This window comes from Halobacillus litoralis (genome assembly GCF_020524025.1).
GTDB classification, from domain to species: domain Bacteria; phylum Bacillota; class Bacilli; order Bacillales; family Halobacillaceae; genus Halobacillus; species Halobacillus litoralis_D.
This window is the reverse complement of the sequence record NZ_JAIVKN010000001.1, coordinates 152,682-179,523: the sequence shown is the minus strand read 5'-3', so window position 1 is coordinate 179,523 and position 26,842 is coordinate 152,682. Positions and strand designations below refer to the sequence as shown.

Here is a 26,842-nt window from a genome sequence, read left to right as displayed (position 1 = left end):
CAACACGTTGGACATATACTCTCCTCCCTATAAAGCAAGCCTATATGTGGTTGGAATTATTGATCAAATCAATTATTTACCTTCGATTTGAGCGTACTTGTAAGTGTAATCAGGACCCATAGGGTTTACAATTACATCTTTAACATATGGCTTCCAAAGTTGAGCAAGAGCACGCTGATAAAGAGGTGCAAGAACTGCATCATCTTGAATCAACATTTTCTCTGCTTCAAGGAATGTTTCAAAACGTTCCACTGGTTCTTGAGCAAGCTCATTGTTGGCTTTTTCAATCATGCTGTCATACTCTTCATTTGAGTAGCCAGTCTTATTGTTTCCACCATCAGTAATAAACATGTTCAAGAATGTGTTCGGGTCGATATAGTCAGGACCCCAACCGGAGTTTTGAATGTCATATTCCATGTTCTCGTCACGAGCTAGACGCTCTTTAAATGGTACGGATTGTACAGTTACAGTCAAGCCTTCAAGTTCTTCAAGCTGGTCTTTAATGTAAGCGTCCATATCCAAAGCTGTTTCAGTGTCTCCACCTAGGTAGCCAAGTTCAACTTCTTCTACACCCAGCTCTTCTTTCGCTTTAGACCAAAGCTCTTGAGCTGTTTCTTTGTTTGTTTCTACAAGGTCGCCGTTGATTTCACGGAAATCCTCTTCCGTTTCTGGGTGTTTTGTGAAGTTTTGTGGTACATGACCTACAGAAGGAATAGAACCATTATTCAGGATAACGTCAACCATAGACTGACGGTCGATGATCATCTGAATAGCTTTACGAGCATTCAAGTTACCTAGAACTTCATTTTCCTGGTTCATCTTCAAGTAGAACAATACAGGTTTCTCAGCGATTTGGAAATCATCAGATGTACGGTACTGATCAACGAATTCAGATGTAAGGTTTACACGGTCAACTTCACCAGTGTCATAAAGGTTTACACCTGTAGCTGTTTCTTTAACAACTTTTACATTGATTTGATCAAGGTTTACATTTTCTGCATCCCAGTAATCTTCGTTCTTCTCTAACGTCCAGCCTTCGCCGTGATTCCATTCAGTAATCTTGAATGGTCCGTTAGCAAGAATTGTATCTGCTTCAAGAGCATATTGATCACCTTGTTCTTCAACGAACTTCTGGTTCAATGGAAGGAATGTACCAAATGTAGTCAAAGATTCAAAGTAAGGTACTGGCTTTTCAAGCGTTACTTTAAACGTATAATCGTCTACAGCTTCTACACCAAGTTCTTCTACAGGCATGCCGCTTTCTGGATCAGCAATTTCTGCAGCATTTTTAATTACTCCACCCATCATATATGGACCATACTCTGATCCAATATCCGGGTTAACAGCACGCTGCCACGCATATACGAAGTCGTTTGCTGTTACAGGATCGCCGTTTGACCAAACAGCGTCTTCACGAAGTTCGAAAGTCCACTCAAGACCGTCTTCACTTACTTCGTGGGATTTTGCAATTCCTGGCTCAGGTTGTGCGTTCTCACCAAGACGATAAAGACCGTCTGTTGTAGAACCTAACCATTGGAATGCAACGGCATCAGTTGCAAGAGATGCGTCCATAGTTGGGATCTCTGCCGTATCCATAATGTTAAGTACTTGCTCACTGTCTCCTGAAGCTTCATCAGAAGAATCTGATTCTGTAGTGTCCTCTCCACTATCTGCTGAGTCTGACGATTCGTCTGACCCTCCAGAACAAGCAGCAAGGAACATGCTTAGTACTAGTGCAAGTACTAGCAATAACCAATTTGTCTTTTTCATGTAGAAAATGACCTCCCCTAAAAAATTTTCTAAAAATTTGTCGTGGCGTTTTGTCCACATATCGAATTATACAAGTTTTCTAACTATTTTGCATTACCTTTTTTTCTGAATATCTACAGGATTCCCACCATTATTACGTTTCATTAACACAAAATGAGTCTTTTTACCTAGTTTATTTTACAATATTCTTGTTCTAAAACTATTATTTATAAGTGGATATGCATAAAAAAAGGTATGGGATTTTGCATATATGTTATTTAATACGGTTATCCACTAAAGTATTTGTATATTCCATTCAATATTTTATCAATCATGAATTTTCTGTTTATTTAATTCGTATACAATTCCTTAATAATTGCCAAACATGATATAATGTTACTCGAGTTTTTAAGAAAGGTGGAGACCATGTGAGCATTATGAGAAATAAATGGCTGATGGCAGTCATAAACATTTTGATTGTGACTCTTCTATATGTAGTCCTTTCTCCCGTCTATGATCTTTTCCATTATATTAATCAGCTTTTTTATATGGCTTATTTCTATATATTCATTGGAATCATCATGTGGGTAATCCGCGGTGGGTTCTTTGACGGGATCACTTATGGGTTCCGAAGATTTACAAGCACAATGTCCAGAAATAAAGATTATTTAGATGATTGGAAAGAAAAGCCGCTCCCTTCGCAGACGATTTCAAAATCATGGCCCATGTTCTTCTTGTTTCACGGGACTATGTTAACGATAGGTTTACTTGCTTTACTATTTATTTATTACAAGATGTAATGACTTGCATATGAATTAGCATTCCTATATAATTCTAAATTACTCATATGAACGAAAAGCAAAGATGAAGGATAGAGTACGGGAGAAGTAATCTTTATAGAGAGGCTGTGTCTGCTGAAAACAGCTAAGACCTTCTTTCGGAATTGGACCTTCGGAGCTTCTTTACGACGTAAATCGGCGTTAACGATCTTAAGCTGACTTCTTTTTAGAGAAGTAATAAGGGTGGCACCGCGGTCATTCGTCCCTTCCATATATACGGAAGAGATGAATGACTTTTTTTAATGGTTTTACAGGTAATGGGGAAAAGTGACATATCAGCGATACACCCTCCTTCTCTCCCCTCCACTTAAAAACCAGATTATTCAACTACACTTATGAGGTGATAACATGACAAAAACGATTTTTTCAGGAATTCAGCCCAGCGGTACTTTAACTTTAGGAAACTACATTGGAGCAATGAAACACTTTACTGATTTACAGGAAGAGAACAACTGTTATTTCTGTATTGTGGATGAGCACGCTATAACTGTACCTCAAGACAGACTTGCTTTGAGAGAAAACATCCGTTCTCTGGCGGCTATCTACCTGGCCACAGGAATTGATCCAGAGAAGTCTACACTTTTCATTCAATCTGAAGTACCCGCGCATACCCAGCTGGGATGGATGTTACAGTGTGTGAGCTATATCGGGGAACTTGAGCGGATGACGCAGTTTAAGGACAAGTCCGCTGCTGGTGGTAAAGATGGTGTTTCTTCCGGCCTTCTTACGTACCCTCCACTCATGGCTGCTGATATTCTTCTCTATAATACAGACGTTGTTCCTGTAGGAGATGACCAGAAACAGCATTTGGAGCTGACAAGGAATTTAGCTCAGCGTTTTAATAACAAATACAATGATATCTTCACTGTGCCGGAAGTTAGAATTCCAAAAGAAGGCGCACGTATTATGTCTCTTCAAGACCCGACCAAAAAAATGAGCAAATCGGATGAAAATCAGAAAGCTTTCATCTCTATGCTCGATGATGAGAAAAAGATTATGAAGAAAATAAAAAGTGCCGTAACCGACTCAGATGGAATCGTTAAGTTCGATAAAGAAAACAAGCCTGGAGTTTCGAACCTACTAGTCATTGAGTCAGCGTGTACTGGTCAATCGATTGCACAATTGGAAGAGAAATATGAAGGAAAAGGATATGGGGACTTCAAGCAGGGAGTAGCAGAAGCTGTCATCGCTTTATTAAAACCTATCCAGGAACGTTATGAATCACTTATTAACTCAGATGAGCTGGATGATATTTTAGATGCAGGTGCTGATAAAGCCTCTTATGAAGCTGGTAAAATGATACGCAAGGCGAAAAAAGCCATGGGGCTCGGACGAGTAAAAAAGAAAAAATAATTACAACGATCAAAGAAAGCCAGAATTGAGTATCGACTCAATTCTGGCTTTTCATATGCTGGGAAACTCTTTCATTTTCTCCCTGCCAGATGGTTTCAAAAAAGGGCTGTCCCTTCACCATCTTCATGCATAGCTCTTCATGTACCTTGGACCATCCATTGCAAGTTCCTTCATATAACCGGTCCCATGCCTCTTCATTAGAAAATTGTTTAATGGTTGGGTATTGCGCAGGATCCCATTCTGTCAACCAGTAACGGACTTCCTCAGGGTGATCAGAATGTTTTAATTGGTCAAGGGCCATCATTAATAATTGCTTTAATTGCCGCTCTCTTCTTGTCAGACCAGACATTTTAGTCGGCTCAAGCGACAAGATATGATGCTCTTTGGAAACATTTTCTTCTATTAAGTAAATTTCCGGATCTTTTCCTTGAACCATTTCAAATACTAAGCGCTCCTGACGAGGAATTAACCGACTCTTCTTAACCGGGAGAGTGTAACCGATCGTGTCAAAGACAATAACGTCCTTCCCATTCGTTATAACGGCGGCATATTCAACAGTCTGCCGTTCCTGGTTCTTTTTCATGTATGTCTTACGATGAACATCCTGAAGCAAAGATGCCGGTAAATCCTGAAGATCATTTTCAATAAAGTTGAACAAGTGGTCTTCCACAAAAATTAGAGGGATTTGATCAATTAACTCAATTCCGTCTTCCTTCCGCCATTCATGAAAACGGCACACATTGTATCCATTCTCTTCACCTTCAAACCAGTTCACCCACAGATCATGCATATATAACATTTCGGACCCTCACTTTCAATCGGTGATCTCTTTTGGTTACATTATGACCAATACTGGCTTTTTTATTCTTTCAATCCATATTTTAGAAAATTAATCTTCCATAAGAATCAGGGCTGTTGTGATCAGCAAAATTCCCGCGGGAAACATATAACACTCCACCCTTGTCCGAATTAAAAACATAAACTCAATCCAACTCAACCCTGCTGGTACAAGATTTAAGTACGTAATCGTCACCGTTCCTCCTGCTACAGCGAAACCGAAACCTGTCAAAAGCAATAACCAGTACCACATAGCCTTCTCCCTTCCGGCTCGTCCTCCTATAGCTATCCTATGAAAACAACCGCTTGGAAATGCGGATAAATCCGGTTAAATCCTAGTCTTTACATCCGTCATAAATACGGGTACATTATTATCAGAAAGCTTTCCTTTGAAAGGATGATAGTGATTGTCACACTCCCGCTCTTCACATAAACAAGCCAAAAAGAGAAAAAGACGAAAAGGCATCATTGCCTTCCTGGTCCTCTTCTTTTTATTGGCCGTTGGGTATTCCGGGTATGAATACTTATTAGGAAAACACCGTTCTTTAAGCAGACAGGCATCGGCAGCAGAAGACGCTCCTTACGTTGAATCAGCGAAAAGTATATACCAGGATACATTTAAAGGAAAAGATAATGGCGATGATCAATGGATGGTATTATTACTAGGTATTGACCAAAGAGGGGCCGAAACATCTAGAACGGACACAATCATGCTTGCCCAATATGACAGGACAACAAAAAGCACAAAAATTGCATCTTTAATGAGAGATTTATATGTAGACATTCCGGGTCATGGTTTCAATAAGTTAAACGCAGCGTTTGCCATCGGCGGGCCTGAATTACTAAGAGAAACCATTGAGAAAAACTTTCAAATCGAACCAGAATATTATTCTATTGTAGATTTCAATGGATTCTCACAGATCGTAGACATCCTGTCCCCTGACGGTTTGGAGATTGATGTTGAGAAAGATATGCAGTATGTATCTGGTGATGAAACGACGAACATAAATCTGAAGGAAGGGGTGCAGACATTAAACGGGGAAGAACTTTTGGGCTATGTACGTTTTAGAAGTGATGCTCGTGGTGACTTTGGACGTGTGGAAAGGCAGCAAAAAGTTCTGAGTCTCTTAAAAGATGAAATCTTATCCTTTCAAGGAGTCTTAAAGACGCCTCGTCTTATTGGTTCTATCCAGCCTTATATTGACACAAATATTAGCAGCGATAAAGTTCTTCAAGCTGGAAAAGATGCTTTAATGGGTTCTATAGAGGATATGGACATGTTAAGCATTCCCACAGACGATAACGTATGGAATGAGAGAAAAAACTATCCAGTAGGGTTGGTACTCAACCACGACCGTCCGAAAACGGCTGCTACTCTTCATCAATTTTTTGGAACCCAGATAAAAAAACCCGATGTCAGATAATGACATCGGGTTTTTTTTATTCTTCATACTTTTGGAAAATCAGGCTTGCGTTATGACCACCAAAACCAAGAGAGTTACTCATGACGATATTTACATCCTGTTTACGCGCTTCATTCGGCACATAATCAAGATCACACTCTGGATCCGGCGTTTCATAATTAATGGTTGGCGGAAGAATTCCGTCATTAATAGCCTTTAATGAAATAACCGCTTCAACCGCACCAGCTGCTCCAAGCAAATGTCCTGTCATAGACTTTGTAGAAGAGATCGCAAGCTTGTTTGCATGGTCTTGGAAGACCGTTTTCGCTGCGTGGGTTTCAAATTTGTCATTCAATTCTGTAGACGTACCATGCGCATTGAGATAGTCAATGTCTTCCGGTTGAAGTCCTGCATCATCAATAGCTTGTCTCATAGCGCGGTAGGCACCGTCGCCCTCCGGTGCTGGAGAAGTAATGTGATACGCATCCCCTGTGGATCCATATCCTTTTAATTCCCCGTAAATTTTCGCTCCGCGTTTTTTCGCAGACTCCAGCGTCTCAAGAATGAGGATTCCTGCTCCTTCCCCCATAACGAAACCATCACGGTTTTTATCAAAAGGACGGCTCGCTGTATTCGGGTCTTCATTCAGGGATAGCGCTCTTGCAGACGCAAAACCGGCAAAGGACATTTTAGTCATAGGTGCTTCTGTACCACCTGCAATCATGATATCTGCATCGCCTCTTTGAATAACTTTGAATGCATCACCAATAGAGTTTGCACCTGAGGCACAGGCAGTAACGGTACAAGAATTGATTCCCTTAGCCCCTAGAGAAATGGAGACCTGGCCTGCAGCCATATCAGGAATCATCATTGGGATAAAGAATGGACTTACACGACGATATCCTTTTTGCTGGAACGTTTCAAACTGGGATTCATATGTTCCCATTCCGCCAATTCCTGAACCGATCCAGACTCCTGTACGAGGAGCAATATCATCGGTAATTTCCAGGCCGGCATCTTCTACCGCCATATGTGAAGCGACCATTGCATATTGAACAAAAGGATCCATTCTGCGGGCATCCTTGCGATCAACGTACTGAGAAGGGTCAAAATCTTTCACTTCTGCAGCGACATGAACAGGATAATCATCCTTGTTCACTTTTGTAATTTCTCCTACTCCTGATACGCCATTTTTTATATTTTTCCACATTTCTTCAACTGAATTACCAACAGGAGTTACGGCTCCCATTCCGGTAATAACTACACGATGTTTATCCATGAATATTCCTCCTTGATTACTTACCCCATCGAAGAGCAACGGCACCCCATGTGAGTCCGCCGCCAAATCCGACAAGAACGACTAGATCATTATCTTTGATTTTACCTGCCTTCACATCTTCTGACAAAGCAATTGGAATAGATGCGGAAGATGTATTTCCGTAACGCTTCACAGATGTTGACATTTTCTCTTCAGGAATTCCTAGACGTTGGCGGGCGGCTTCCATAATTCGAATATTCGCCTGGTGTGGAATAAGGTAATCGACATCCTGCTCACTTAAGCCAATTTTCTTCACAACGTTCACAGAGGATTCCGGCATTTGTCTAACAGCAAATTTAAAGACCTCGCGGCCATTCATCTGCAGTTTTTCTTCTGGTTTTTGATAAAGATGGGACCCTCCGCTTCCATCTGAGCCCAGCTCAAAGGAAAGAATTCCTTTATCTTCACTCACTGGACCTATAACAGCCGCACCAGCGCCATCACCAAAAAGCACACATGTATTACGATCATTCCAATCCGTAATCTTAGATAGCTTTTCAACCCCAACCACTAATACATTCGTATAGGCATGAGTTTCAATAAACTGTTTAGCTGTAATCACTCCATACATGAAACCGGCGCAGGCAGCACTCAAGTCCATCGCAGCCACTTTGTTTGCTCCCAGCTTTTCTTGAAGCATTGTAGCAACGGATGGGAAAGGTGTGTCCGGCGTAACGGTCGCTACTAAAATCATGTCGAGATCCTTTGCGTCCATATCCGCATCTTTTAATGCTTCCTCAGCAGCGCGTACTGCAAGATCTGAAGTATCCATATCATCAGAAGCAATGCGGCGTTCTTCGATACCAGTTCGAGTACGGATCCATTCATCACTTGTATCCACCATTTTTTCCAAATCCTGATTGGTCAATACTTTTTCCGGTGTGTAGTGTCCTACACCTAAGAATCCTGCCTTCATTATATTCATCCCCTTAAAGGTAATATCTAATATCAATTCTTATGACTTGGTACTAATTTTAATTCATAAGTGGTCATAGTGCAAGTTCTCCCTTGTCCCCGCCTGTAGAAGTTTGATCCTTGAGTTTTCTGCCCACAAGTAAAGTGCGTTCACTCATAACTTAATAGTAGAGGGGGTGCGCTCAAATGACGAAAAGAAACACTTCTCCTTTCGATGACTTCTGGGGATTTAACAAAAAGGAGAACAGCAGCAAAGATGATCAACAGGAAAACGAACAGGTGAATTTCCCAGACTTATTTAAAGAAGCTTCTAAGACTTGGAAATCAATGTCACCAATGATTAAACCTATGCTGGACCGCTTTAAGAAGTAAAGAATTGGATAGATTTGTCCGTGTGTCGAGTTTAACAAGCACGGCCTATATAAAAGAACTCTGAAGTATCAACTTCAGAGTTCTTTTATTTACTGCGGTAACTCTCCTGTTTCTTTATATTGTTCCACAACTTCTTTCATCTTCTCTTGGAATTTATCGGGAACCACTGGACTATAGCGCCCCATTTCTATGGCCCCTTCCTGAAAGTCAAATGTCATGGCTTTTCCAGGAAGTTCACCATCTATATATCGTTCCATAGCCAGCCGATAAACTTCATCGACCTTTTGAACTGTACTTGTTAACACCGTGTACTCTCCAGTGGAAGCATGGTCTTCCACATAGCCAATTGCAAAATTTCCGTCTTTTTGAGCCTCTTCAATAATGGAGGCAGTAAACAGGTCCCCTGTCGGATAAAATACATCCGCTCCGTCCTCACTCATCTGTTCATAATGCATCCTCGCAAGTTCTATGTTTTCCCAGCTGTTCGTTAAGGCTATATCCACTTCAGCTTTCGGGTTTTGGTAAATGACACCTTCATAAAAACCTTCAACTTCCGGCTGCCACTCAAAAACGCCAATTAAGCCAACTTTGTTTGATTTCGTCATTTCTCCTGCTACCATTCCAGCAAAGAAGCCCATTGCTCTTGCGTCAAAATTTAAACTGGTTACGTTCTCAGCAGAGAATTGACCATTAAAATATATAAAATCAATTTCAGGATAAGCTTGGTGCAGCTCACGAAAGTGATTACCATAAATATTGCTATGACCAAAAATAACATCGGCTCCCTGTTGAACAAGATCCTCAACAGCCGCTGCTGTCTGGTTATAGTTTTTGACACCCTCTTTAAAATAGATGTCTACTCCATATTCCTCCTGAATCGTTTGCAATCCCTTATAGCCTTGCTGTCCCCATGCTTGGTCATGAATCGTTGTTTCGACAAGCATACCGACCTGTATATCTTTTTCATAGGAAGGAAACCATTGACACCCGGTAAGGAAAATCAGGAGAGAAATGAGCATGACTGAACATGTTTTCAACTTTATGCACTCCTAAAAGACCACGACTTGAATCCTCCTTTATTCTACATGTTTTGGATTCAAAAAGTAAATGCACAAAAGCTCTAAAGTCTTTCCAGAAGTTCCTGACAGCGCCATACGGCACTTACTCTGTCCGCTATTTGTTCTTCCTTCTGCGCCACAGTCAGCTCAAAAGGAACTCCTTTACAAAGAAAAGGAATAAGGTCTTCTACAAAATCCCCGATGTAGACGGCTTCATTCTTCTTTACCCATTCCATAAGTCTACTTTCATTTTGAACGCCGATCTTTTCTAAATCCATCCATTCTCCATATAGCTTCGGGAGTTCAATCCACTTTTCATTTCCATTGGAGTGCCGGACATGTACACTGTTCTCTACATACTCAACAACAATCTCATCTTCGGTTTGATGGACATGATTATCCTTATCCGCTTCTTGAAAAAAATGTTGAAAGTTACTATTACGTCCTACATACATATATAGAAAATCCGCACGTTTATCTTCGATAGGATCAACACCAATCACTTCCACTCCTTCTTGAAGAAGGTGAGTGCTCGTATGAAATCCCACCCAGTGGAAGCACGGATGAACGGTGACCAGCATAGGATCGCTCCTTCCTTTATGACTTCTTACATTTTATTCGTTTTCCTTTACAATCATGAAGCGATTTCATATTTCTTTTTTTCAAGCCTTCTGCTAGTATAGAGGTAGAATGTGTACAAATGAGGTGAGTAACGATGCGGATGATTTGGACAATCATTTGGGCTTTCTTACTAAGCTTAATGTCGGCTTATGTAGTGAGCAACATGTCAGGAGGCAGTTTCGCTTTCTCTCAAGTCATTATTATGACAATTCTTTTCACTTTAGCCGCTGTGGTTCTTGGGGATGGAATTATTAAGGACGAAGCATAAGCCTTTTATAGAGCGTTGCTATCTTCGGGTGGCAGCGTTTTTTCTTTTGTTCAAACAATACCAACATATCTTGCGAAGATGAATAAATCGTCTGATCATACATAAAAATCATTGAACGATATCTTGTTTAAGCTGGACTTGCTTGGTTAGGAGGAGAATATTATGGAAGAACTATGGTTATTGATTAAATATTTATTTCTGGGAATTTTCCAAGGGTTCACAGAGCCGATTCCGATCTCATCCAGTGGACACCTGGTCATTGTCCAGGAACTGATGGATTTACATTTAGAAGGGCTTTCCTTTGAAGTGTTAGTCAACTTTGGATCTCTTGTAGCCGTATTAATTATCTACCGTGATGATTTAATACGCTTGGTTCGTAATGGAGTCGGCTACATAATAAGTAAGGACACCCGTCAAAAAGAAGATTTTGACTTTATCATTTATCTAATCATCGGGACGATTCCTGCAGGTGTACTTGGTATTCTTCTGGGAGATGCCATTGAGTCTTTATCAAGTGTCCAAACAGTGGGAATCACACTCATTATTACCGGGATCGCTTTATGGTTGATAAGAAATCTCCGCGGGCGTAAAGGGGACGGACAACTGACTTGGAAAGACGCCGTTATTGTTGGTCTTGGACAAGCCGTAGCTTTAATACCGGGGATCAGCCGTTCGGGAGCAACGATTGTAGCAGCGATGTTTCTCGGTATGAAACAAGAAACTGCTTTGCGATTCTCTTTCTTGCTATTCATTCCTGTAAGTCTTGGCACAATGCTCCTTTCAATCGAGGATGTTATTGCAAACGCAGATTCTGGTAATATGTGGTTTGCTTATGCGTTAGCCTTTGCGGGGTCTGTAGTCGCTTCTTATTTCTCATTGAAATGGTTTATGAACATCATGGCAAGTGGAAATTTGAAGTACTTCGCTTTTTATTGTTTCATCGTTGGCGGACTTGTCGTCTTATTCTTATAAAAGGATAAAGTATATGACCAAAAAAAGCTCTGAGCTTAAGCTCAGAGCTTTTTTCTATACACATGCCGTGATATTACAATTATCCACCGCTCACAGGGGGAATGAAGGCTATCGTATCGCCCTCTTCTATTGTTCTGTCATTTCGTACAAACTCTTCATTAACAGCAATCATACTGGATTGAATCTGGTCATTTTTATATTCGCTGTACACTTTTTGTTTTACATCCGCTACCGTTAATCCAGCAGCATCCCACTTTACTTCTTCTTTTCCAACGACTTCACGAAGTCCCGCAAAAAACAAGATCTTGTTCAAGAATTCTCCTCCTTTACTGGTATTCCGCTCTTCGTTTCTTTTTGATTACCGATCCACTCTTCCCCATCTTCCCAATGTTCTTTTTTCCAAATGGGAACAATCTCCTTAATACGTTCAATAGCATAACGACTTGCTTCAAAAGCATCCGCTCGATGAGGAGTAGAAACAGCGATAATGACAGCAATATCTGTTATTTCTAACCGGCCGGTTCTGTGAACAATAACCGTTTCCGATCCTGGCCATTTCTGATTAATTTCTTCCGCAATCTGTTCAAGCTTTTTTTCTGCCATAGCTGGATAGGCTTCATATTGTAAAAACAGCGTGCGTTTCCCCTTGGTAAACTCCCTTACTGTGCCAATAAAGGTGTTGATCGCACCAGCTTCTCTTCTAGACGCTTGATTCACCACTGAGTTAACATCAAGCGGATGTTCCGTAATCCAACATCTTTTTTTCATTCTTCTCGCTCCTTCGCTATACGAAAAACCTCAGTTAAGCGCTCTCTCCAATGGTTCAGCAGGATGACAGGTGGCGAAACATCTTCTGTTAAAGCTTCATCCCATGAGATTACAAACTTGATATTAGAAAGTTCATCTAATAAGGGCAGATCTTCTTCCCTCTTTATAATGACAGCTTTAGGGTACGGTTCCTGCTTGTATCCTTCCACTGCGATTAAATCAGGAGTAAAGTGTTGATAAATGGATATAAGCTCATGTAGTGGAAAATCCTCTTCATGAGTTAATTCCAACTGAAATCTTCTTGGACTGTCCACCCCTGTTATGAATGCTCCCGATTCGTGCAGCCGGTAACTATCGGTTTCGTGATGCATCACTTTTAAAGGTTCATGATGACTATGATGCTTAATAGCCGCCACCTTCTCTCCGCGATCTGCCGCATAGGCAATCAAATCTGAGAGCAGTGACGTTTTGCCGCTGTTCTTATATCCGACAATTTGGAATACGGGTGCATTGTACATGCCTCTTCCTCCTTCATTAGTTATGTGCCGTCCCATGTCCGCCTAATTAGAAAAGATCAAAACACGGTGACAACCTTTACACAGAAGAGCATGCTTACAGATCAACCATTCGAGTGGAATGACTTAAGTGCAGCTAGTGTCTTTGCCTATGTAAAAACCCCTACCGCAGTTAGCACGGCAGGGGCATACCATTCATCAATCTGGAATACCAAGAGCAATCTTGGCGTAACGGCTCATACGGTCTTTCGTCCAAGGTGGATTCCAAACAATATTTACAGTTACTTCGTTTAATTCCGGAAGGTCAGCTAAGCATCGCTTCACGTCTTGTTCGATATGACCCGCAAGCGGGCAGCCCATTGCGGTTAATGTCATCGTCACCTTCGTATCACCATTATCATCTATATCGACACCATAGACTAGTCCAAGATTTACGATATCAATGCCAAGTTCAGGGTCAATGACATTTTCAAGGGCACCCATTGCATTTTCTTCAAGTGCAGTTGTACTCACAGTTGTTCCCCCTTCACATATTTTCAAACTCTATTATAAACAAAATTCAGGAGATAATAAAATATTCCTGCTGTTTAAAGGACTAACTCCAACCAGTTAACCATTTCAATCATGCCAAAACGACTGACTTTGTGATCACGGCCGACTTCACGTAGAAATCGAATGTTTTCCGGATTCTTGTAATGTTCAATTGCTTCATTATAGAAATCATAGGAATGCTCAAAAGGAACAAGCGGATCTGCATCTCCATGCCAGAAAAAAAGCGGTCTGCCTAATAACTTGTCTTTATTCATGGATAAGTCAATCCCTGCAAGTGATTTATACAGGTCTTCTTTTTCAGAATGATTCATTGGCAGATCAACACCTGCCTGTTCCATTGCATCAATAAGACGCTTGGCAAATTCAACCGGTTTCGGTGAACCCATCATTACAGCAGACGCCTGAATCCAAGGGTACATTGTCAGCGCGGCGCTTGTCGTTACGCCTCCCATGGAGGTTCCACCAACTCCAATACGACGATCTTCAACAAGATCAAGTCGATCCAATTCGTCTTTTATATCCTGAAGCTCTTTTAAGTTTTGATATACAATATCCCAGAATTTAAAATCGAGTTCTTTTTTAGCTAAGTCCTCATCTCTTTCACCGTGATAGGCACTATCCGGCAGGAGGACGCGGTACCCTTTCTGCGCCAGCATATAGGCTTGGGGTAAATTATGTTCTTTTGCGGAAGTAAAGCCATGAAAATAAATAAAAACAGGCAGCGGCTGGTCCCTTTTTGAATCGTCTACAACAGTTAGTACGGGTACTTTAGCGAATGTATTACGGTAAATGCCAATCATTTGTTCTATTTCCTTTCTCTAAATCTTTACATGTCATTTAGATGGTATTAAAAATTTTAGAATATAATTTAATCCTAACACTGCCATTAAGGATTGGAAAGTGTTAGGTCATGTCATCGGAATTTCTTTACAATTTACCCATCAACCCGATAAACTAAAGATACAAATGAGGTGAAGAAAATGGAGCAGCATTTAATTGCATTAGACTTAGACGGCACTCTACTCACTGATAACAAAACCATTAGTGAAAAGACAAAAAAAACCATTCAAAATGTGATGGATCAAGGTCATATCGTTGTTATCGCGACAGGCAGGCCTCACAGAGCGAGCATTAACTATTATCATGAACTCGGCTTAGATACACCTATGGTCAATTTTAATGGCGCTTTAATCCACCACCCTTCCAATCACAATTGGGACGCCATACATTCTCCTATAGGTATTCGTACAGCCCATAAAATTATATATATCTGCCAAAAACTCGGCGTGAAAAATATTCTGGCAGAGGTTAAGGATAAGGTCTATCTCGATCAATACGACGAAGAAATTATGAGCATTTTTCAAACAAAAAATGACCCGATTACAGTCGGAGGTCTTCAGTCAAATTTGAAAGAGGATCCAACCTCTATTCTTATTCATCCAGAAGAAGAAAAAATCCAGCAGCTTCGAGACGAATTGGATGACCATGCGTCGTTAATTGACCACCGTAAGTGGGGCGCCCCATGGCACGTCATTGAAATCGTACGGGCAGGCATGAATAAAGCAGTAGGATTAGACAAGATATCCAGATACTTTCACATTCCGAAAGAACGTATCATAGCTTTTGGAGATGAAGATAACGACCTGGAAATGATTGAATATGCAGGTGTCGGGGTTGCTATGGGAAATGCAATCAATGAGTTAAAAGATGTCTCTAATTATGTGACTCAAAGCAACGAAGAAGATGGGATCAGCATCTTTTTAGATAACTACTTAGAAGTTAGCAAACACGCCATGTAAGGGACTTTTTTCCATGGTTAATGAAAAGCGATGCAGCCATACTAAGCTTGAACGTGAAAGCGTTCAGGCTTTTTTATGACAGGAGGGTCTTGTCATGGAGCAGCAAAAGAAAACCAATCGCAAGGAAAGACGCTGGACAGAAGTTCGAAAATTCGACGAAAGTGAGATGGAGTCCAAACGGCTTACAGAAGCGAATCGTAAAGAAATCGAAGCAGACCAGCATACAGTAGGAGGGTTTTAACCATGGAGAAAAACCTTTTTCAAAACGCGCGCGAAGCGGTAAACCGTTTCACTCAAAAACGTGGGGGCCAGAATGGTCAAGCGAGCCAGCATGATATGCAGGCCGCGAAACAAGCGATCCAAGCTGCCTATAGTTCATGTTCACAACAGGAGAAACAACAGCTACAGCAGTTGGAGCAGGAAATCGAAGCTCACCACAACAATTTGCAATAGCAAATGGAAACAGGTCGGTCTTCCGGCCTGTTTTTTTAAAGAAACTGTTATAAACATCAGGTTTCGGGTATATAATGAGTACCCCCTAATGATTTTCTAAACAGCGCAGCGAAGAACTTGATTGAGTGCACAATCAGGTTCTTCGCTGTTTTATGGTTAAATGCTGCTTCAAACACCGTGATAAACACGGTGCGAGGGTACACGGTTGCCCTGTCTCTTCAAGCAAGGATCTCTTTATTCCAAAGCACATCAAATGTAAAACTGTGTATGATATATCAATGGAGGCGAGATAAATGGAAGAGGACCATCTTACATTAGGAGGGTTATGGGTTATTGCTGCAGGTACAATCGCATCAGCAGTTAGTGCTTCTTTAGACCGCGAAGCAGAAGGATTAAATTTAATTGGAAATTCGCTCCAAGCATCCGGGAACGCTCTGACAGCAAATGGTGCTAGAACAGCGTTAGACCTTTCAGGCAGCCTCATCCAATCTTCAGGAAATACAACCATTGTCTACAGCATTTTGGCAGACCTTAAGAGAGAAGACCGGCTAAACCTTGTTATCAAGGGAAACCTCCTTCAAGCTCTTGGGGGCAGCATAAATTTTTCAGACACCTTTCATATTTCCCCTTCTATCCTCAACGCCTATAAACGAAACGGTGAATTACTCGAGGTCATTGGCAACTCACTACAAGCCATTGCAGCAGGGAAAGAAAAACAAGGCATAGAAAGCAGACAATTAGAAGCTGCCGGGAGCTGGATTCAAGCAATCGGGGCAGTTATTGTTGCTCTTGCAGAAACCAAAAAACAACAGACAAACCTTTTAAACGTACATAAAGCCGGGGGACGGCCCCGGCTTTAATAGAATCGGTCGTACGATCTTTTTAAGGTAACGGCATATAAGACATGACCGATCAACCAGTAAGTAATCGCTGTCCCGTCCGTCACTGGAGGGGTTTCTTTAATAGCAAGAAGAGTTAAAGGAACATAAGTGGTTGCGGCTCCAGCAGTCAATAGAATAGCAGCAAGCCAGCGCCTCCGATTTGTTGCCTTAAGGCGATACATAAACACATAGGCATAGAATATACCGATTGCCCATGAGATAATCATATGAAACAACCATTCTATAATTACCGGCCAGTCAATACTTCCGATAACGGGTATAAAATCCACGTTCATAAGCAGAGTGTACACTTTCTCCCCTGTCATCTTCTCTACAAACCACATATAAAGTCCAAGAACAATTCCTGATGTCGATCCTATAAAAAATCCCCATCGAATCATAAGTTTCCTCCAGGTTTAGTAAGCTTCTTGCTTTCTAAGTTCCCTCAACAGGTTTTCTAAAACCTGTCGAAGCTCCCGGTAATTCCCCTCAAGCATACGGAAATAAAGAGCCCTCATGAAATGCTTACTATTATTGATGATGATGTCCTCATTCGGATCCTGCCAGCCATCACGGATATAAAGAAGAGTTTCAAGCCATGCAATCCTTTCTGAATGATTAATTTTTTGAAACATCATTAATACAGCAGTAACCATTCTCTCTTCCTCATCAAAAAGATAGGGCTGGTCAATTAAAAATTGATCTCTAATTACAGGAAGGATTTCAAGAACCTCTTGTGAGGTAATTTCCTCACAAGCCGCCACACTATAGATGGCATCTCCAGCATGAGCCATAGCATGGGCCCATCCTTTTTCCTTTACATAACCTCTGTGGTCTTTCTCCTGCTGCATATATTTTTTTAAGTTATCCCATACACGATGCACTTCTTCCGGCTTTAAAAAAGAGGACTCCCTGTGTTTTTCCATGATTGGAGGAATAAGCAGAACAGAGAAACTCCTTTTAAATACAGCATCTTCTTCGTTTTTGGAGGTACCAATCCGGTAAAAAAGGTAATTCTTGTTTAACACGGACTGGAGTATATTTTTTAGTTGTTCATTTGAATAATGTCCCCGTTCAATGAACGTCGTAAAAACGGAATGGATTAAATCATCTCTTAATACTGGATGGACAGAGCCGATTCTCTGCAGCATCATCGTTGTTAGTTCCTGAAGGTTCTGCCCTTCCGGCAATGTAAAATCGTTATCCTTAATCGGCTGCAATACATCTATTAATCTTGATTCCACCATTCACACCTCCTAAATATTTACTTCATTGTATCACATATCGAAAACAATCATGCTTCCAAGCGTTTCATAGTTTTGATATGCCTGTTTTTTTGGTAAACTAAATACAGACGCAACAGAGGAGGATATGAATATGGCTATAGAAGTACAAGAAACACCAAACCCGAATGCACGAAAATTCACTACCGGATCTATGATTTTCCAGGGAGATGGAAGTGTATCTGTGATGCCTGGACAAACCAGCGAGCATAAAATCATGAACGACTTAATGGAATTGGATGGCGTAGATAACGTTTTTGGATTCCAAAATTTTATTACAGTAAACAAACTGCCTCAAGCCGATTGGGATGAACTATCAGACAAAGTGAAAAGCACACTTGAGGAATACGGATATTAAAAAAAGGCCATACATTGTATGGCCTTTTTTTTATTCTGTTGTTGCCATTTGGTCTAAAGGGATATAATTGACATTCATCGGGCGGCCGTCTTCTCCACTTTTTTCAAAGAGAGTAAGGGTCAGCATACCATATTCAGGTACTGAAGCTTCCGGAATGTTGATCGATATCTCAAAAGAAGACCATGCCGGGGCTCCTTCTTCGACTTGGACAGGCGTTGGTTTGACTTGAACATTATGTCCATCCTCTACACTGTAGAGGAAACTACCCTCTATAACACGCGCTTGTCCTTTCACGATATACGATCCGCGATCTCCTGAAATGGTTATATCACGAAAAGCTTTTCCATCCCCTGGAAAGCTCTTAGGTTTCGTTGCATCTATGCCTGTCTGATCTGTTTTTTGTTCCTGTGCATTTTCTGATTTCACTGTAAAGCTTTGAGTTACCTGAAAAGGATTCGCTTCCATCGGCTGATCGTTTATCGTATTCACAAGGAACGTCATGGTCGCCTCATACTCTCCGGATTCCTTCACATCATTCCAAGATTCTTCAGCCGAGAGGACATCCCCTTTTCCAAGATCTTCTGTCGTCAGACCCTGAGCAAACATTCGGTTGGCAGAATAGGTATAGACAACTTCTCCTTCAGCATTCTTCACCTGAATATCATACTTCTGACTTGAAGTAAAACCCAGGAGCAGCGGATCATCTCCTTTATTCTCAAGAGAGAAATTGAATGTAACTTTATCCGGTTTAGAATCAATAGCTGCATCCATTGCCAGCTGATCAATTAACGCTTCCATATCAATTTCGGTCTGTTCACCATCTGACACATCCTTAACAACCGCTTCTCCCTCCTCCCCGTTTACTTCATTCGCTTCTGAATCATTGGTGCATGCAGCTAAAATGAGCAGCACACACCCGATGATAATGGCTGATATTCTTTTCATAACGCCACTCCTCTACCTATTCTATTTATTTAATGAGTCGTCTAAGGGGGGAAAACGTTACACTATTGATCATCTTTTCGGAAGAAACCAAAAATACCTGTAGTTTGAACAATATTTGTAAAAGCTTTCGGATCTACTTCTTGTATAATGTGCTGTAGATCATACAGCTCATAACGTGTAATAACCATGATGAGCATATTTTTGTCGCGCTGAGTGAAAGCTCCTCTTGCAGGAAGGGTTGTAATCCCACGAACCATATGACCATGAATGGCTTTTTCCAATTCATCTGCTTTCGTAGTAATAATCATAGCTGTCAACTTCTCATGGCGGGTATGAATAGCATCAATGACCCTTGTTGTCACATATAAAGTAAGTAATGTGTATAGTGCATTCTCCGGTTCATAAAGAATCCCCGCAATGGCTATAATTGCACTGTTCAGAATTAAGAAGTAAATACCGATGGGACGGTCCTTCATCCGTGACAGGACCATGGCCACAATATCCAAACCACCGGTTGAAGCCCCCCATTTCAGCGTAATTCCGACACCTGTACCACCAATAACCCCGCCAAACACGGCATTTAGGATAATATCTTCAGATAATTGCTGAATAGGAATGACTTCCAGGAAAAGGGTAGTGAAAGCTACTGACACCGCACTATATACAGTAAAACCCCTTCCTACTTTGTACCAGCCTAAGATAGCAACTGGAATGTTAAGTATAAATAAGAGCATACCCGTACTGACGGGTATCCCTGCAAAGTCAGTCAGGATACTCGTAAGCAACTGAGCAACCCCGGTAAATCCACTTGCATAAACATTGGCTTCAATTAAGAATAAGTTCAGTGATATCGCATTTAAAAAAGCACCAAATAATACAATCACTATTCGTTTTATTTCAACTGTAAACAAAAAACAACCTCCTCACCTATATCATCTATTCATTTTTATCACCGGGCGTTGGCAAAATCAAGTCATTGCTAAGGGAAACATGTAAAGTTTTGTCGTAAAATGATTGGACATTCATTTATTTTTGACTATCCTATAGATTGTGCCTAAACTAAAAGTACATTTCAAAAATAGAAGGGGATGCCAATGACTATAAAAATATTGTGTGATTCAGCAAGTGATTTGAATCAGGAAACGTTAGATAAACTCTCGATTCAATCCCTTCCACTTAAAGTCATTATAAATACAGAAGAATACGAAGATGGTCAGTCCATTACACCGAAAGAAGTTTACGAACGTTTAAGAGATGGAGAAACAATTAAAACCGCTCAAGTTTCTCCCCAGGCTTTCCGTGAAACATTTACAGAATATGCTCAAAAAGGCCAGCCCTTCATTTACTTCGCTTTTTCTTCCGAGCTTTCAGGAACCTATCAGACAGCAAAAATGATTGAGAACGAAGTGAAAGAAGAATACAAAGACGCTCAATTTGCCGTGATTGATACAAAGGCAGCTTCCCTTGGATATGGACTAATTGTATTAAGAGCAGCAGAACTAGCAAAAGAAAACGGAAGTTATGAAGAAATCATGCAGCTCGGGGCCTATCACGCCGAACACATGGAACACATTTTCACCGTAGATGACCTGGAATACCTTCAGCGCGGAGGAAGGGTCAGCCGGACTGCGGCCTTTGTCGGGGGAATGTTGAAAATCAAACCCCTGCTACATATGGAGGACGGCAGACTCATCCCTCTTGAAAAAATAAGAGGATCAAAAAAAGTGCTAAAACGGATGATTGAAGTCATGGACGAACGAGGCACTGACTTAAAAAACCAGAGGATCGCAATCAGTCACGGTGATGATTATGAGCGGGCGGAACAGTTAGGTGAGATGATCAAGGACCAGTATGGGATAGATGACATCCATATCGATTATGTAGGAGCAACCATCGGTGCCCATTCAGGCCCTGGAACCATTGCCTTGTTTTTCCTTAACGCTGCTTATAAATAGACATTCCCTTATACGGGCAGCCCTAGTCCCCTAGTTTCAGATAATTGTTGAAATACAAGCGCCCTCCATCCTGTTCCCTTTCTTTAAGGTTGGTACGAAGCAGAAAGGACCGTTTTTCAGTTAGAATTGAAAAACGGTCCTTTTTTTCCTGCTGAAGATTTTAAATTTACTGATCTACGTCACGCCGGCTCCTTAAACTGATAACAATAACAGCGGTGACAAATAAAGCAAGCACTCCACCGACAAATCCGATGAACAACCAATTGTAGCCACTGTTGGATTCAATCACAAACACATCAGCCGTCTCACGCTCCATACCAAGTTTGTATGTCCCTTCCCCTTGCTGCCGTACAAGTCCATCTTGCAGCAAACCTCTCAACTGAAGGTCATCATCTAAACCTTTAAGCTCCATAGACTTTGTTTCTTCCGCATTATTAATAGCGATGATAATGGTCTGATCTTCGTATGTTCTCTCGAAAACAGCCAGCCCTTCTTTGTTATACAACGACTTATATTCTCCCCGTGTTAAGGCAGGGAATTGTTCCCTTATAGAGAGCAGCTTCTCTACCCGCTTCTTCAGTCCTTCATCGCCTGCTTTAAAATTCATCATCGGTAAGTCCTCAAGATTTCCCCCATCATCCATCGGTATCTCAGACCCGTAATACAGCTGCGGGATCCCCGGGGTTGTAAACAAATAAGTCAGCGCCAGCTTCCACCTCGTAATTGGATTCTGACCCTCCACTACGGCCAAATGAGTGAAACGCTCCACCTCATACCCATCCAACTTGTGGACACTTTGATGATTAATATCTTTCACAAGGCCATCCAGAGATTTACCAGCTGCCTTAAATGCTTCCCGTGACGAGGACAGAAACAAAGATTCACTTGTTATATCTTCAGAAAATACAAAGGAATCCTGATTAATAGAAGTCATCTCTTCACCTGCATCGGAAGTTGAGAGCAGTCGAAAACCATCGGCACCTGTTTCATCTATCCAGAAGTTCATAGTTTCGAGAAAATATTCCTGCACCTCTTGATTCGAGAGGTTCATCTGTGGAAGATTCTTCAACCAAGGGAGTTCACTGTTCACGTTTTCAGAAGTAAACCAGTCAGTCTTCCCCTCATCGCTGGTCCAAGGATGCTCCTCTCCCGTAAAACTGACAGGAAGGTCAAAAATAACCTTCAAGTCCTGTTCATGCGCCTTCTTTACCAATTGGCGCGCTTCCTTCAGGGTGCCAAAGTGACCTTCTACTGCCTGAAAATCTGTCACCCAGAGCCCATGAAATCCTTTTTCACCATTCTGCATAATCGGCGAGAGCTGAATTGCTGTAAATCCCATTTCCTTTATGTAATCCAACTGATCAATAATTCCTGCTAAATCCCCGCCATGATAAGCTTTTGGATCATCCAAGTCAGCCTCTTGGTTATTGCTCATTTCTCCATTCATAAAGCGGTCAACTACAATATAATAAATGCTTTCATCCTGCCATTTGCGTTCTTCTCTTTCAGCTGCACTTATAGACAGGCTGCTTAAAAAAAGAAACGGAATGACCATAAACACGATGGCTGCCTTTCTCATGTTCCGTCCTCCTTCTTTCTCATCCTTCTTATCCTAGAGTATCTCTTTCGCCTATGCTCCGTCAATTACTCTGAGAAGGAGACACAAAGTGTTCATAACAAAGGGACGAATAGATGTTTCCCGTACATAATAGATTCATAAAAAAAGCCGCCCTTTAAGGCGGCGGTCTATAGTTCTACTTTATATGTTCTCATCCAATGGTCCATCTGGCAGAGATGAGCGATTAACTGCGGGCCTGTCATTAATTGACCAAACCAAGGAGTGTCAATAGATTTCCCCTCTGAATGATTCAACTTTCTCACTTGACCCCGATCAAAAATAGTAAATATCGGGGCATCCGCATCCCCCAATATTTCATCCATCCACATACACACAGCCTTCGTGTAATCAGGGTGGAAAGTCTTAGGATAAGGATTCTTCTTACGAAACAGCACTTTATCTGGAAGAATGCCCCGCAGCGCTTGACGAAGCAGTCCTTTCTCCTGATTATTATAAAACTTCATACTCCAAGGTACATTCCACACGTATTCTACAAGCCGGTGATCGCTAAAAGGTACACGTACCTCAAGACTTGCCCCCATACTCATGCGATCTTTTCTCTCAAGTAAGGTCTGCATGAACCAGTTCATATTTAAGTAGGACATCTGCCGGTGTCTTTTCGCATCTTCATTTTCACCTGCAAGCAGTGGCGTTTCATCTACTGTTTCCTGGTAACGCTTCAGCATATACCATTCAATATCAATATCACCCTTAATATCATCTCTGACTAATGTCGTCCGTTCGTGAAGGGATCGGATCCAAGGGAAACCTTTTCTTTCCTTATCTTCTTTACGATAGAACCATGGATATCCCCCAAAAATTTCATCTGCGCATTCACCAGATAAAGCAACAGTGACATGGTTTTTAATCTCCTCACAAAACCATAATAAAGAAGAGTCCACATCTGCCATCCCCGGTAGATCCCTAAGCTCGACAGCCCGTTTCAGACGACTGACTAAATCCTCGGTGCTTGCTTCTTTTATCAAGTGGTGAGTTTTATTCTGATCGCTTACAAGTTTAATAAATGCTTCATCTCGATCTGGTTGAAATGCATTCTTTTTAAAATACTTTTCCTGATCCTTATAATCAATAGAAAATGTCTGCAGCGTTCCTAGCTGATCTTGTTTATATTTTTCAGCAGCCACCGCTGTAATCGCACTTGAATCTACCCCGCCAGATAAAAATGTACCGAGCTTAACATCTGATACGAGCTGACGTTGGGATGCGTCCATAAAAAGTTCGCGCACTCTAGCTACCGTTTCATCAAAGGTATCTTCATGAGGTTTACTCTTCACATTCCAATACCGGTCAATGGACATTCTGCCATTCTCCCAAACTGCCCGATGTCCCGGTCTTATCTCAAAAAGCTCTTTAAATATGCCCTGCCCGGGAGTTCGCGAAGGTCCGAGTGATAAAATCTCATGAACACCATCTTTGTCGACAGAAGGCTTCACGTCGGGATGAGCAAGAATCGCTTTCATTTCTGAAGCAAACATTATTCCCTGCCCTCGATCACTATAAAAAAGCGGCTTCACCCCAAGGCGGTCGCGTGCCAAAAACAAGCGCTTCCGGTTCTTTTCCCAAACACTGAAAGCAAAGATGCCATTTAATTCTTCAACGCACGCACTCCCCCATTCCATGTAGCTGACAAGCACCACTTCTGTATCCGAATGAGAGGAAAAGCTCCATCCTTTGGCTTTCAATTTATCACGAACATCATCTGTATTGTAAAGTTCCCCGTTATAACACAAAATGAACTCTTCATCTCGAGCCTTTCGGATCATGGGCTGTTTTCCACCCGCGGGATCTACTACAATCAGCCGTTGGTGACCAAAAGCTGCAGGTCCACCTATCCATTTCTGATAATCATCGGGCCCCCGGTGCTGCAATGTAGCTGCCATCCGATCCAATATGGAAGCCTTTTCCTCTTCTTTATATGCCGCATCAATCCATCCCACAATTCCACACATCGTGCCTCACCATCCTTTTCATAACAAATGCGCCTGCCACGGGCAGCATTTACAATAAAAAACCATCATGACTCACTATATGACCGCCTTATTTTAGTTATGAAAAACAAATCCATGTGTTGACTTATCCATTGATAATGATTATCATTATAGGTGATTAGACTGATCAATGTTACCCCCCAAGTAACAGGTCATTGACAGATAAAAAGCCCCCTTTTCAAAAAATAAAACGCTGCATGCGATCATCGCATGCAGCGTTATTTTTATGCAGGCAGAATTCCTGCGCCTAAGAAACCAAATCCTAGAATAATAGCAATGACACCTGCCACAAGCAATTGACCCCACCAGGCAGCTGCCGGCTTCTTCTTCTTGTACTTAATGGCAACCATTTCCATTGAAGCAATAGCCCAAAGTCCAACAAGCACCTTAATAATAATCAGCGCCCCGTACTCTGAATAGCTGGCAAACAATGAGCCTCCCGAATATAAAATAAGCAGGTAGAATAGACGAAGAATCATGTGAGAGATCTTCGCTGCTTTTTCATTTCCGTTACGGGAGAACGTTGTCACAAGTCCAACAAGGACGAAAGCGATTACCCAGGAAGTAATATGTAAGTGCGCCATAGTTTCTCCTCCTTTTCATATGAATCTAACGATATGATACCATGATTGATTACAAGATTCCTATTAAAATGATACTTTCAATATTTTTTCAATAATAAGAAAAATCACACATAACCTGTTATAATGATGGGAGATTTAAATGAAATGGGAGGGGATCACATGTCTGTCATAAGCAGTCAAAACATTATCGACCAAACCCAGGAGTACGGGGCGAAGAATTACCACCCGCTTCCGATTGTCATCGCTAAAGCGGAGGGTGTCTGGGTGGAAGATCCGGAAGGAAAACGCTACATGGATATGTTAAGCGCTTACTCTGCCGTGAATCAGGGACATCGTCATCCAAAAATTATTCAGGCGCTGAATGACCAGGCGAACCGTGTGACTTTGACTTCACGAGCTTTTCATAATGACCAGCTTGGTCCTTGGTATGAAAAGATTTGTAAGATAACAAATAAAGAAATGGCTCTTCCTATGAACACGGGGGCTGAAGCAGTAGAAACAGCCATTAAGGCCGCACGTCGCTGGGCGTATGATGTCAAAAAAGTCGAAGATAATAAAGCAGAGATTATTGCATGTACAGGAAACTTTCACGGACGTACGATGTCTGCGGTATCTCTTTCTTCAGAGAAGGAATACAAACGAGGTTTCGGTCCTATGCTTCCAGGAATAAAGCTTGTTCCCTACGGCGACATAGAAGCCTTAAAAGAAGCCATCACGGACAACACGGCCGCTTTTCTTTTAGAGCCGATTCAGGGAGAGGCAGGTATTGTTATGCCTCCTGAAGGATTCCTTAAAGAGGCTTATGACCTATGTAATAAAGAAAATGTTCTCTTTATTGCAGATGAAATTCAAGCCGGCCTTGGCCGCAGTGGTAAGATGTTTGCCTGCGACTGGGAGGGTGTCAGTCCTGATATGCTTATCCTCGGGAAAGCATTAGGCGGCGGTGTATTTCCAATTTCCTGCGTAGTAGCCAACAGAGATATACTAGGGGTGTTTAACCCGGGTTCACATGGTTCAACCTTTGGAGGAAACCCACTCGCCTGTGCTGTTTCCGTCGCATCTCTTGAGGTACTTGAAGAAGAAAATCTCCCTGGGCGCTCTCTTGAATTAGGCACCTATATGATGCAGGAGCTGAAGTCTATTAATAATCCTAAAATTAAAGAAGTGCGGGGAAAAGGGTTATTTATCGGTGTAGAAATGACAGAGCCTGCCCGAAAGTATTGCGAGGCTCTTAAAGAAAAAGGCCTGCTGTGTAAAGAGACGCATGAAAATGTCATCCGTTTCGCTCCTCCTTTAGTTATTAAAAAAGATGATCTGGATTGGGCGATTCATCAAATTAAACATGTCTTAAGTGAATAGAGACCCATAAAAAGTGCCGGATCTCATGAAGAGATCCGGCACTTTTTTTATATGCATC

Annotated in this window: 32 protein-coding genes and 1 other annotated feature; of the genes, 13 read left to right on the top strand and 19 right to left on the bottom strand. The window is 41.5% G+C overall.

Annotated features, from left to right (window positions below):
• Positions 1-72: 72 nt before the first annotated feature.
• The gene (locus LC036_RS01010) at positions 73-1,770 is read right to left on the bottom strand and encodes a peptide ABC transporter substrate-binding protein (protein WP_226576942.1); all 1,698 of its coding nucleotides are present in this window, start codon (positions 1,768-1,770) and stop codon (positions 73-75) included.
• 416 nt (positions 1,771-2,186) lie between these two features.
• On the opposite strand from LC036_RS01010, the gene LC036_RS01005 reads away from it, so the two are divergent.
• Together LC036_RS01005 and trpS are read left to right on the top strand one after the other, a co-directional pair.
• Positions 2,187-2,549, top strand: a complete 363-nt coding sequence (locus tag LC036_RS01005; RefSeq protein ID WP_226579923.1) for a DUF3899 domain-containing protein — start codon at positions 2,187-2,189, stop codon at positions 2,547-2,549.
• Positions 2,550-2,601: 52 nt separating this feature from the next.
• Positions 2,602-2,798, top strand: a binding site (T-box leader).
• Positions 2,799-2,936: 138 nt separating this feature from the next.
• On the top strand, positions 2,937-3,941 hold the full coding sequence (gene trpS, locus LC036_RS01000; protein WP_226576939.1) for a tryptophan--tRNA ligase: 1,005 nt from the start codon (positions 2,937-2,939) through the stop codon (positions 3,939-3,941).
• Positions 3,942-3,978: 37 nt separating this feature from the next.
• Here the strand turns inward: trpS and LC036_RS00995 are convergent, their stop codons facing one another.
• Both LC036_RS00995 and LC036_RS00990 read right to left on the bottom strand, forming a co-directional pair.
• Entirely contained in the window at positions 3,979-4,740 is a 762-nt protein-coding gene (locus LC036_RS00995; RefSeq protein WP_226576936.1) for a YjbA family protein, read from the bottom strand.
• Positions 4,741-4,830: 90 nt separating this feature from the next.
• Entirely contained in the window at positions 4,831-5,031 is a 201-nt protein-coding gene (locus LC036_RS00990; protein WP_226576933.1) for a hypothetical protein, read from the bottom strand.
• A 154-nt stretch (positions 5,032-5,185) separates the two neighbouring features.
• Here LC036_RS00990 and LC036_RS00985 point away from each other — a divergent pair, with 154 nt between their 5' ends.
• The gene (locus LC036_RS00985) at positions 5,186-6,202 is read left to right on the top strand and encodes an LCP family protein (RefSeq protein ID WP_226576930.1); all 1,017 of its coding nucleotides are present in this window, start codon (positions 5,186-5,188) and stop codon (positions 6,200-6,202) included.
• 16 nt (positions 6,203-6,218) lie between these two features.
• Here the strand turns inward: LC036_RS00985 and fabF are convergent, their stop codons facing one another.
• Positions 6,219-7,460: a beta-ketoacyl-ACP synthase II gene (gene fabF, locus LC036_RS00980; protein WP_226576927.1), complete on the bottom strand. Its 1,242-nt coding sequence runs from the start codon at positions 7,458-7,460 to the stop codon at positions 6,219-6,221.
• Between the two features lie 16 nt (positions 7,461-7,476).
• Positions 7,477-8,415 carry a beta-ketoacyl-ACP synthase III gene (locus LC036_RS00975; protein WP_226576924.1) on the bottom strand — a complete coding sequence of 313 codons (939 nt, stop codon included), beginning with the start codon at positions 8,413-8,415 and terminating at the stop codon, positions 7,477-7,479.
• Positions 8,416-8,600: 185 nt separating this feature from the next.
• On the opposite strand from LC036_RS00975, the gene LC036_RS00970 reads away from it, so the two are divergent.
• Complete coding sequence (locus tag LC036_RS00970; RefSeq protein ID WP_226576923.1) at positions 8,601-8,786, top strand: hypothetical protein; 186 nt, start codon at positions 8,601-8,603, stop codon at positions 8,784-8,786.
• A gap of 89 nt (positions 8,787-8,875) precedes the next feature.
• On the opposite strand, the gene LC036_RS00965 is transcribed toward LC036_RS00970, so the two are convergent.
• On the bottom strand, positions 8,876-9,823 hold the full coding sequence (locus LC036_RS00965) for a BMP family ABC transporter substrate-binding protein (protein ID WP_226576920.1): 948 nt from the start codon (positions 9,821-9,823) through the stop codon (positions 8,876-8,878).
• Between the two features lie 83 nt (positions 9,824-9,906).
• A complete protein-coding gene (locus LC036_RS00960; protein WP_226576917.1) occupies positions 9,907-10,425 on the bottom strand; it encodes a hypothetical protein in 519 nt (172 codons plus the stop codon).
• Between the two features lie 134 nt (positions 10,426-10,559).
• Between LC036_RS00960 and LC036_RS00955 the strand changes: the two genes are divergently transcribed.
• The gene (locus LC036_RS00955) at positions 10,560-10,733 is read left to right on the top strand and encodes a YjzD family protein (RefSeq protein ID WP_226576914.1); all 174 of its coding nucleotides are present in this window, start codon (positions 10,560-10,562) and stop codon (positions 10,731-10,733) included.
• A gap of 162 nt (positions 10,734-10,895) precedes the next feature.
• A complete protein-coding gene (locus LC036_RS00950; RefSeq protein ID WP_226576911.1) occupies positions 10,896-11,705 on the top strand; it encodes an undecaprenyl-diphosphate phosphatase in 810 nt (269 codons plus the stop codon).
• 79 nt (positions 11,706-11,784) lie between these two features.
• Here LC036_RS00950 and moaD read toward each other — a convergent pair whose 3' ends face one another.
• The 5 genes from moaD to LC036_RS00925 form a co-directional block, all read right to left on the bottom strand.
• Positions 11,785-12,018, bottom strand: a complete 234-nt coding sequence (gene moaD, locus LC036_RS00945) for a molybdopterin converting factor subunit 1 (protein WP_226576909.1) — start codon at positions 12,016-12,018, stop codon at positions 11,785-11,787.
• Positions 12,015-12,473, bottom strand: a complete 459-nt coding sequence (locus tag LC036_RS00940; RefSeq protein WP_226576906.1) for a molybdenum cofactor biosynthesis protein MoaE — start codon at positions 12,471-12,473, stop codon at positions 12,015-12,017. Before LC036_RS00940 ends, moaD begins: the two co-directional genes overlap by 4 nt.
• Entirely contained in the window at positions 12,470-12,991 is a 522-nt protein-coding gene (gene mobB / locus LC036_RS00935) for a molybdopterin-guanine dinucleotide biosynthesis protein B (RefSeq protein ID WP_226576903.1), read from the bottom strand. Before mobB ends, LC036_RS00940 begins: the two co-directional genes overlap by 4 nt.
• Before the next feature lie 195 nt (positions 12,992-13,186).
• Positions 13,187-13,471 carry a metal-sulfur cluster assembly factor gene (locus tag LC036_RS00930; protein WP_226579920.1) on the bottom strand — a complete coding sequence of 95 codons (285 nt, stop codon included), beginning with the start codon at positions 13,469-13,471 and terminating at the stop codon, positions 13,187-13,189.
• A gap of 104 nt (positions 13,472-13,575) precedes the next feature.
• Positions 13,576-14,340, bottom strand: a complete 765-nt coding sequence (locus LC036_RS00925; protein WP_226576900.1) for an alpha/beta fold hydrolase — start codon at positions 14,338-14,340, stop codon at positions 13,576-13,578.
• Between the two features lie 180 nt (positions 14,341-14,520).
• Between LC036_RS00925 and LC036_RS00920 the strand changes: the two genes are divergently transcribed.
• From LC036_RS00920 to LC036_RS00905, 4 genes are all read left to right on the top strand, one after another.
• Positions 14,521-15,339, top strand: coding sequence for a Cof-type HAD-IIB family hydrolase (locus LC036_RS00920; protein ID WP_226576897.1), 819 nt, complete (start codon positions 14,521-14,523; stop codon positions 15,337-15,339).
• Positions 15,340-15,433: 94 nt separating this feature from the next.
• A complete protein-coding gene (locus tag LC036_RS00915) occupies positions 15,434-15,580 on the top strand; it encodes a hypothetical protein (RefSeq protein WP_226576894.1) in 147 nt (48 codons plus the stop codon).
• A gap of 2 nt (positions 15,581-15,582) precedes the next feature.
• Entirely contained in the window at positions 15,583-15,792 is a 210-nt protein-coding gene (locus LC036_RS00910; protein WP_226576891.1) for a DUF3813 family protein, read from the top strand.
• Between the two features lie 293 nt (positions 15,793-16,085).
• Complete coding sequence (locus LC036_RS00905) at positions 16,086-16,652, top strand: DUF6944 family repetitive protein (RefSeq protein WP_226576888.1); 567 nt, start codon at positions 16,086-16,088, stop codon at positions 16,650-16,652.
• On the opposite strand, the gene LC036_RS00900 is transcribed toward LC036_RS00905, so the two are convergent.
• Both LC036_RS00900 and LC036_RS00895 read right to left on the bottom strand, forming a co-directional pair.
• Complete coding sequence (locus LC036_RS00900) at positions 16,649-17,074, bottom strand: hypothetical protein (protein ID WP_226576885.1); 426 nt, start codon at positions 17,072-17,074, stop codon at positions 16,649-16,651. The two genes, LC036_RS00905 and LC036_RS00900, sit on opposite strands and share 4 nt — an antisense overlap.
• Before the next feature lie 15 nt (positions 17,075-17,089).
• Entirely contained in the window at positions 17,090-17,920 is an 831-nt protein-coding gene (locus LC036_RS00895) for a DUF2785 domain-containing protein (RefSeq protein ID WP_226576882.1), read from the bottom strand.
• Positions 17,921-18,050: 130 nt separating this feature from the next.
• Between LC036_RS00895 and LC036_RS00890 the strand changes: the two genes are divergently transcribed.
• Positions 18,051-18,314 carry a NifU N-terminal domain-containing protein gene (locus LC036_RS00890; RefSeq protein ID WP_226576879.1) on the top strand — a complete coding sequence of 88 codons (264 nt, stop codon included), beginning with the start codon at positions 18,051-18,053 and terminating at the stop codon, positions 18,312-18,314.
• A 30-nt stretch (positions 18,315-18,344) separates the two neighbouring features.
• Here the strand turns inward: LC036_RS00890 and LC036_RS00885 are convergent, their stop codons facing one another.
• Complete coding sequence (locus tag LC036_RS00885) at positions 18,345-19,259, bottom strand: BsuPI-related putative proteinase inhibitor (protein ID WP_226576877.1); 915 nt, start codon at positions 19,257-19,259, stop codon at positions 18,345-18,347.
• Between the two features lie 62 nt (positions 19,260-19,321).
• Complete coding sequence (locus LC036_RS00880) at positions 19,322-20,170, bottom strand: YitT family protein (protein WP_226576874.1); 849 nt, start codon at positions 20,168-20,170, stop codon at positions 19,322-19,324.
• Between the two features lie 183 nt (positions 20,171-20,353).
• Here LC036_RS00880 and LC036_RS00875 point away from each other — a divergent pair, with 183 nt between their 5' ends.
• A complete protein-coding gene (locus LC036_RS00875) occupies positions 20,354-21,214 on the top strand; it encodes a DegV family protein (protein ID WP_226576871.1) in 861 nt (286 codons plus the stop codon).
• A gap of 166 nt (positions 21,215-21,380) precedes the next feature.
• On the opposite strand, the gene LC036_RS00870 is transcribed toward LC036_RS00875, so the two are convergent.
• The 3 genes from LC036_RS00870 to LC036_RS00860 form a co-directional block, all read right to left on the bottom strand.
• Complete coding sequence (locus tag LC036_RS00870) at positions 21,381-22,793, bottom strand: alpha-amylase family glycosyl hydrolase (protein WP_226576869.1); 1,413 nt, start codon at positions 22,791-22,793, stop codon at positions 21,381-21,383.
• Positions 22,794-22,960: 167 nt separating this feature from the next.
• The gene (gene asnB, locus LC036_RS00865) at positions 22,961-24,802 is read right to left on the bottom strand and encodes an asparagine synthase (glutamine-hydrolyzing) (protein WP_226576866.1); all 1,842 of its coding nucleotides are present in this window, start codon (positions 24,800-24,802) and stop codon (positions 22,961-22,963) included.
• 263 nt (positions 24,803-25,065) lie between these two features.
• Positions 25,066-25,425, bottom strand: a complete 360-nt coding sequence (locus LC036_RS00860) for a YisL family protein (RefSeq protein WP_226576863.1) — start codon at positions 25,423-25,425, stop codon at positions 25,066-25,068.
• Between the two features lie 159 nt (positions 25,426-25,584).
• On the opposite strand from LC036_RS00860, the gene LC036_RS00855 reads away from it, so the two are divergent.
• Positions 25,585-26,784, top strand: a complete 1,200-nt coding sequence (locus tag LC036_RS00855; protein ID WP_226576860.1) for an ornithine--oxo-acid transaminase — start codon at positions 25,585-25,587, stop codon at positions 26,782-26,784.
• Positions 26,785-26,842 lie beyond the last annotated feature (58 nt).

What these genes read in the sequence shown, in the direction of transcription:
- LC036_RS00890 (WP_226576879.1), top strand. Translation starts at nt 18,051, where the DNA reads ATGGCTATAGAAGTACAAGAAACACCAAACCCGAATGCACGAAAATTC.
- LC036_RS00905 (WP_226576888.1), top strand. Translation starts at nt 16,086, where the DNA reads ATGGAAGAGGACCATCTTACATTAGGAGGGTTATGGGTTATTGCTGCA.
- LC036_RS00940 (WP_226576906.1), bottom strand. Translation starts at nt 12,473, where the DNA reads ATGAAAAAAAGATGTTGGATTACGGAACATCCGCTTGATGTTAACTCA.
- LC036_RS00955 (WP_226576914.1), top strand. Translation starts at nt 10,560, where the DNA reads ATGCGGATGATTTGGACAATCATTTGGGCTTTCTTACTAAGCTTAATG.
- trpS (WP_226576939.1), top strand. Translation starts at nt 2,937, where the DNA reads ATGACAAAAACGATTTTTTCAGGAATTCAGCCCAGCGGTACTTTAACT.
- LC036_RS00920 (WP_226576897.1), top strand. Translation starts at nt 14,521, where the DNA reads ATGGAGCAGCATTTAATTGCATTAGACTTAGACGGCACTCTACTCACT.
- LC036_RS00855 (WP_226576860.1), top strand. Translation starts at nt 25,585, where the DNA reads ATGTCTGTCATAAGCAGTCAAAACATTATCGACCAAACCCAGGAGTAC.
- LC036_RS01005 (WP_226579923.1), top strand. Translation starts at nt 2,187, where the DNA reads ATGAGAAATAAATGGCTGATGGCAGTCATAAACATTTTGATTGTGACT.
- LC036_RS00950 (WP_226576911.1), top strand. Translation starts at nt 10,896, where the DNA reads ATGGAAGAACTATGGTTATTGATTAAATATTTATTTCTGGGAATTTTC.
- LC036_RS01010 (WP_226576942.1), bottom strand. Translation starts at nt 1,770, where the DNA reads ATGAAAAAGACAAATTGGTTATTGCTAGTACTTGCACTAGTACTAAGC.
- LC036_RS00895 (WP_226576882.1), bottom strand. Translation starts at nt 17,920, where the DNA reads ATGGTGGAATCAAGATTAATAGATGTATTGCAGCCGATTAAGGATAAC.
- mobB (WP_226576903.1), bottom strand. Translation starts at nt 12,991, where the DNA reads ATGTACAATGCACCCGTATTCCAAATTGTCGGATATAAGAACAGCGGC.
- fabF (WP_226576927.1), bottom strand. Translation starts at nt 7,460, where the DNA reads ATGGATAAACATCGTGTAGTTATTACCGGAATGGGAGCCGTAACTCCT.
- LC036_RS00860 (WP_226576863.1), bottom strand. Translation starts at nt 25,425, where the DNA reads ATGGCGCACTTACATATTACTTCCTGGGTAATCGCTTTCGTCCTTGTT.
- LC036_RS00930 (WP_226579920.1), bottom strand. Translation starts at nt 13,471, where the DNA reads ATGGGTGCCCTTGAAAATGTCATTGACCCTGAACTTGGCATTGATATC.
- asnB (WP_226576866.1), bottom strand. Translation starts at nt 24,802, where the DNA reads ATGTGTGGAATTGTGGGATGGATTGATGCGGCATATAAAGAAGAGGAA.
- LC036_RS00975 (WP_226576924.1), bottom strand. Translation starts at nt 8,415, where the DNA reads ATGAAGGCAGGATTCTTAGGTGTAGGACACTACACACCGGAAAAAGTA.
- LC036_RS00995 (WP_226576936.1), bottom strand. Translation starts at nt 4,740, where the DNA reads ATGTTATATATGCATGATCTGTGGGTGAACTGGTTTGAAGGTGAAGAG.
- LC036_RS00970 (WP_226576923.1), top strand. Translation starts at nt 8,601, where the DNA reads ATGACGAAAAGAAACACTTCTCCTTTCGATGACTTCTGGGGATTTAAC.
- LC036_RS00875 (WP_226576871.1), top strand. Translation starts at nt 20,354, where the DNA reads ATGACTATAAAAATATTGTGTGATTCAGCAAGTGATTTGAATCAGGAA.
- LC036_RS00910 (WP_226576891.1), top strand. Translation starts at nt 15,583, where the DNA reads ATGGAGAAAAACCTTTTTCAAAACGCGCGCGAAGCGGTAAACCGTTTC.
- LC036_RS00925 (WP_226576900.1), bottom strand. Translation starts at nt 14,340, where the DNA reads ATGATTGGCATTTACCGTAATACATTCGCTAAAGTACCCGTACTAACT.
- LC036_RS00870 (WP_226576869.1), bottom strand. Translation starts at nt 22,793, where the DNA reads ATGAGAAAGGCAGCCATCGTGTTTATGGTCATTCCGTTTCTTTTTTTA.
- LC036_RS00960 (WP_226576917.1), bottom strand. Translation starts at nt 10,425, where the DNA reads ATGCTGGTCACCGTTCATCCGTGCTTCCACTGGGTGGGATTTCATACG.
- LC036_RS00915 (WP_226576894.1), top strand. Translation starts at nt 15,434, where the DNA reads ATGGAGCAGCAAAAGAAAACCAATCGCAAGGAAAGACGCTGGACAGAA.
- LC036_RS00900 (WP_226576885.1), bottom strand. Translation starts at nt 17,074, where the DNA reads ATGATTCGATGGGGATTTTTTATAGGATCGACATCAGGAATTGTTCTT.
- LC036_RS00990 (WP_226576933.1), bottom strand. Translation starts at nt 5,031, where the DNA reads ATGTGGTACTGGTTATTGCTTTTGACAGGTTTCGGTTTCGCTGTAGCA.
- LC036_RS00885 (WP_226576877.1), bottom strand. Translation starts at nt 19,259, where the DNA reads ATGAAAAGAATATCAGCCATTATCATCGGGTGTGTGCTGCTCATTTTA.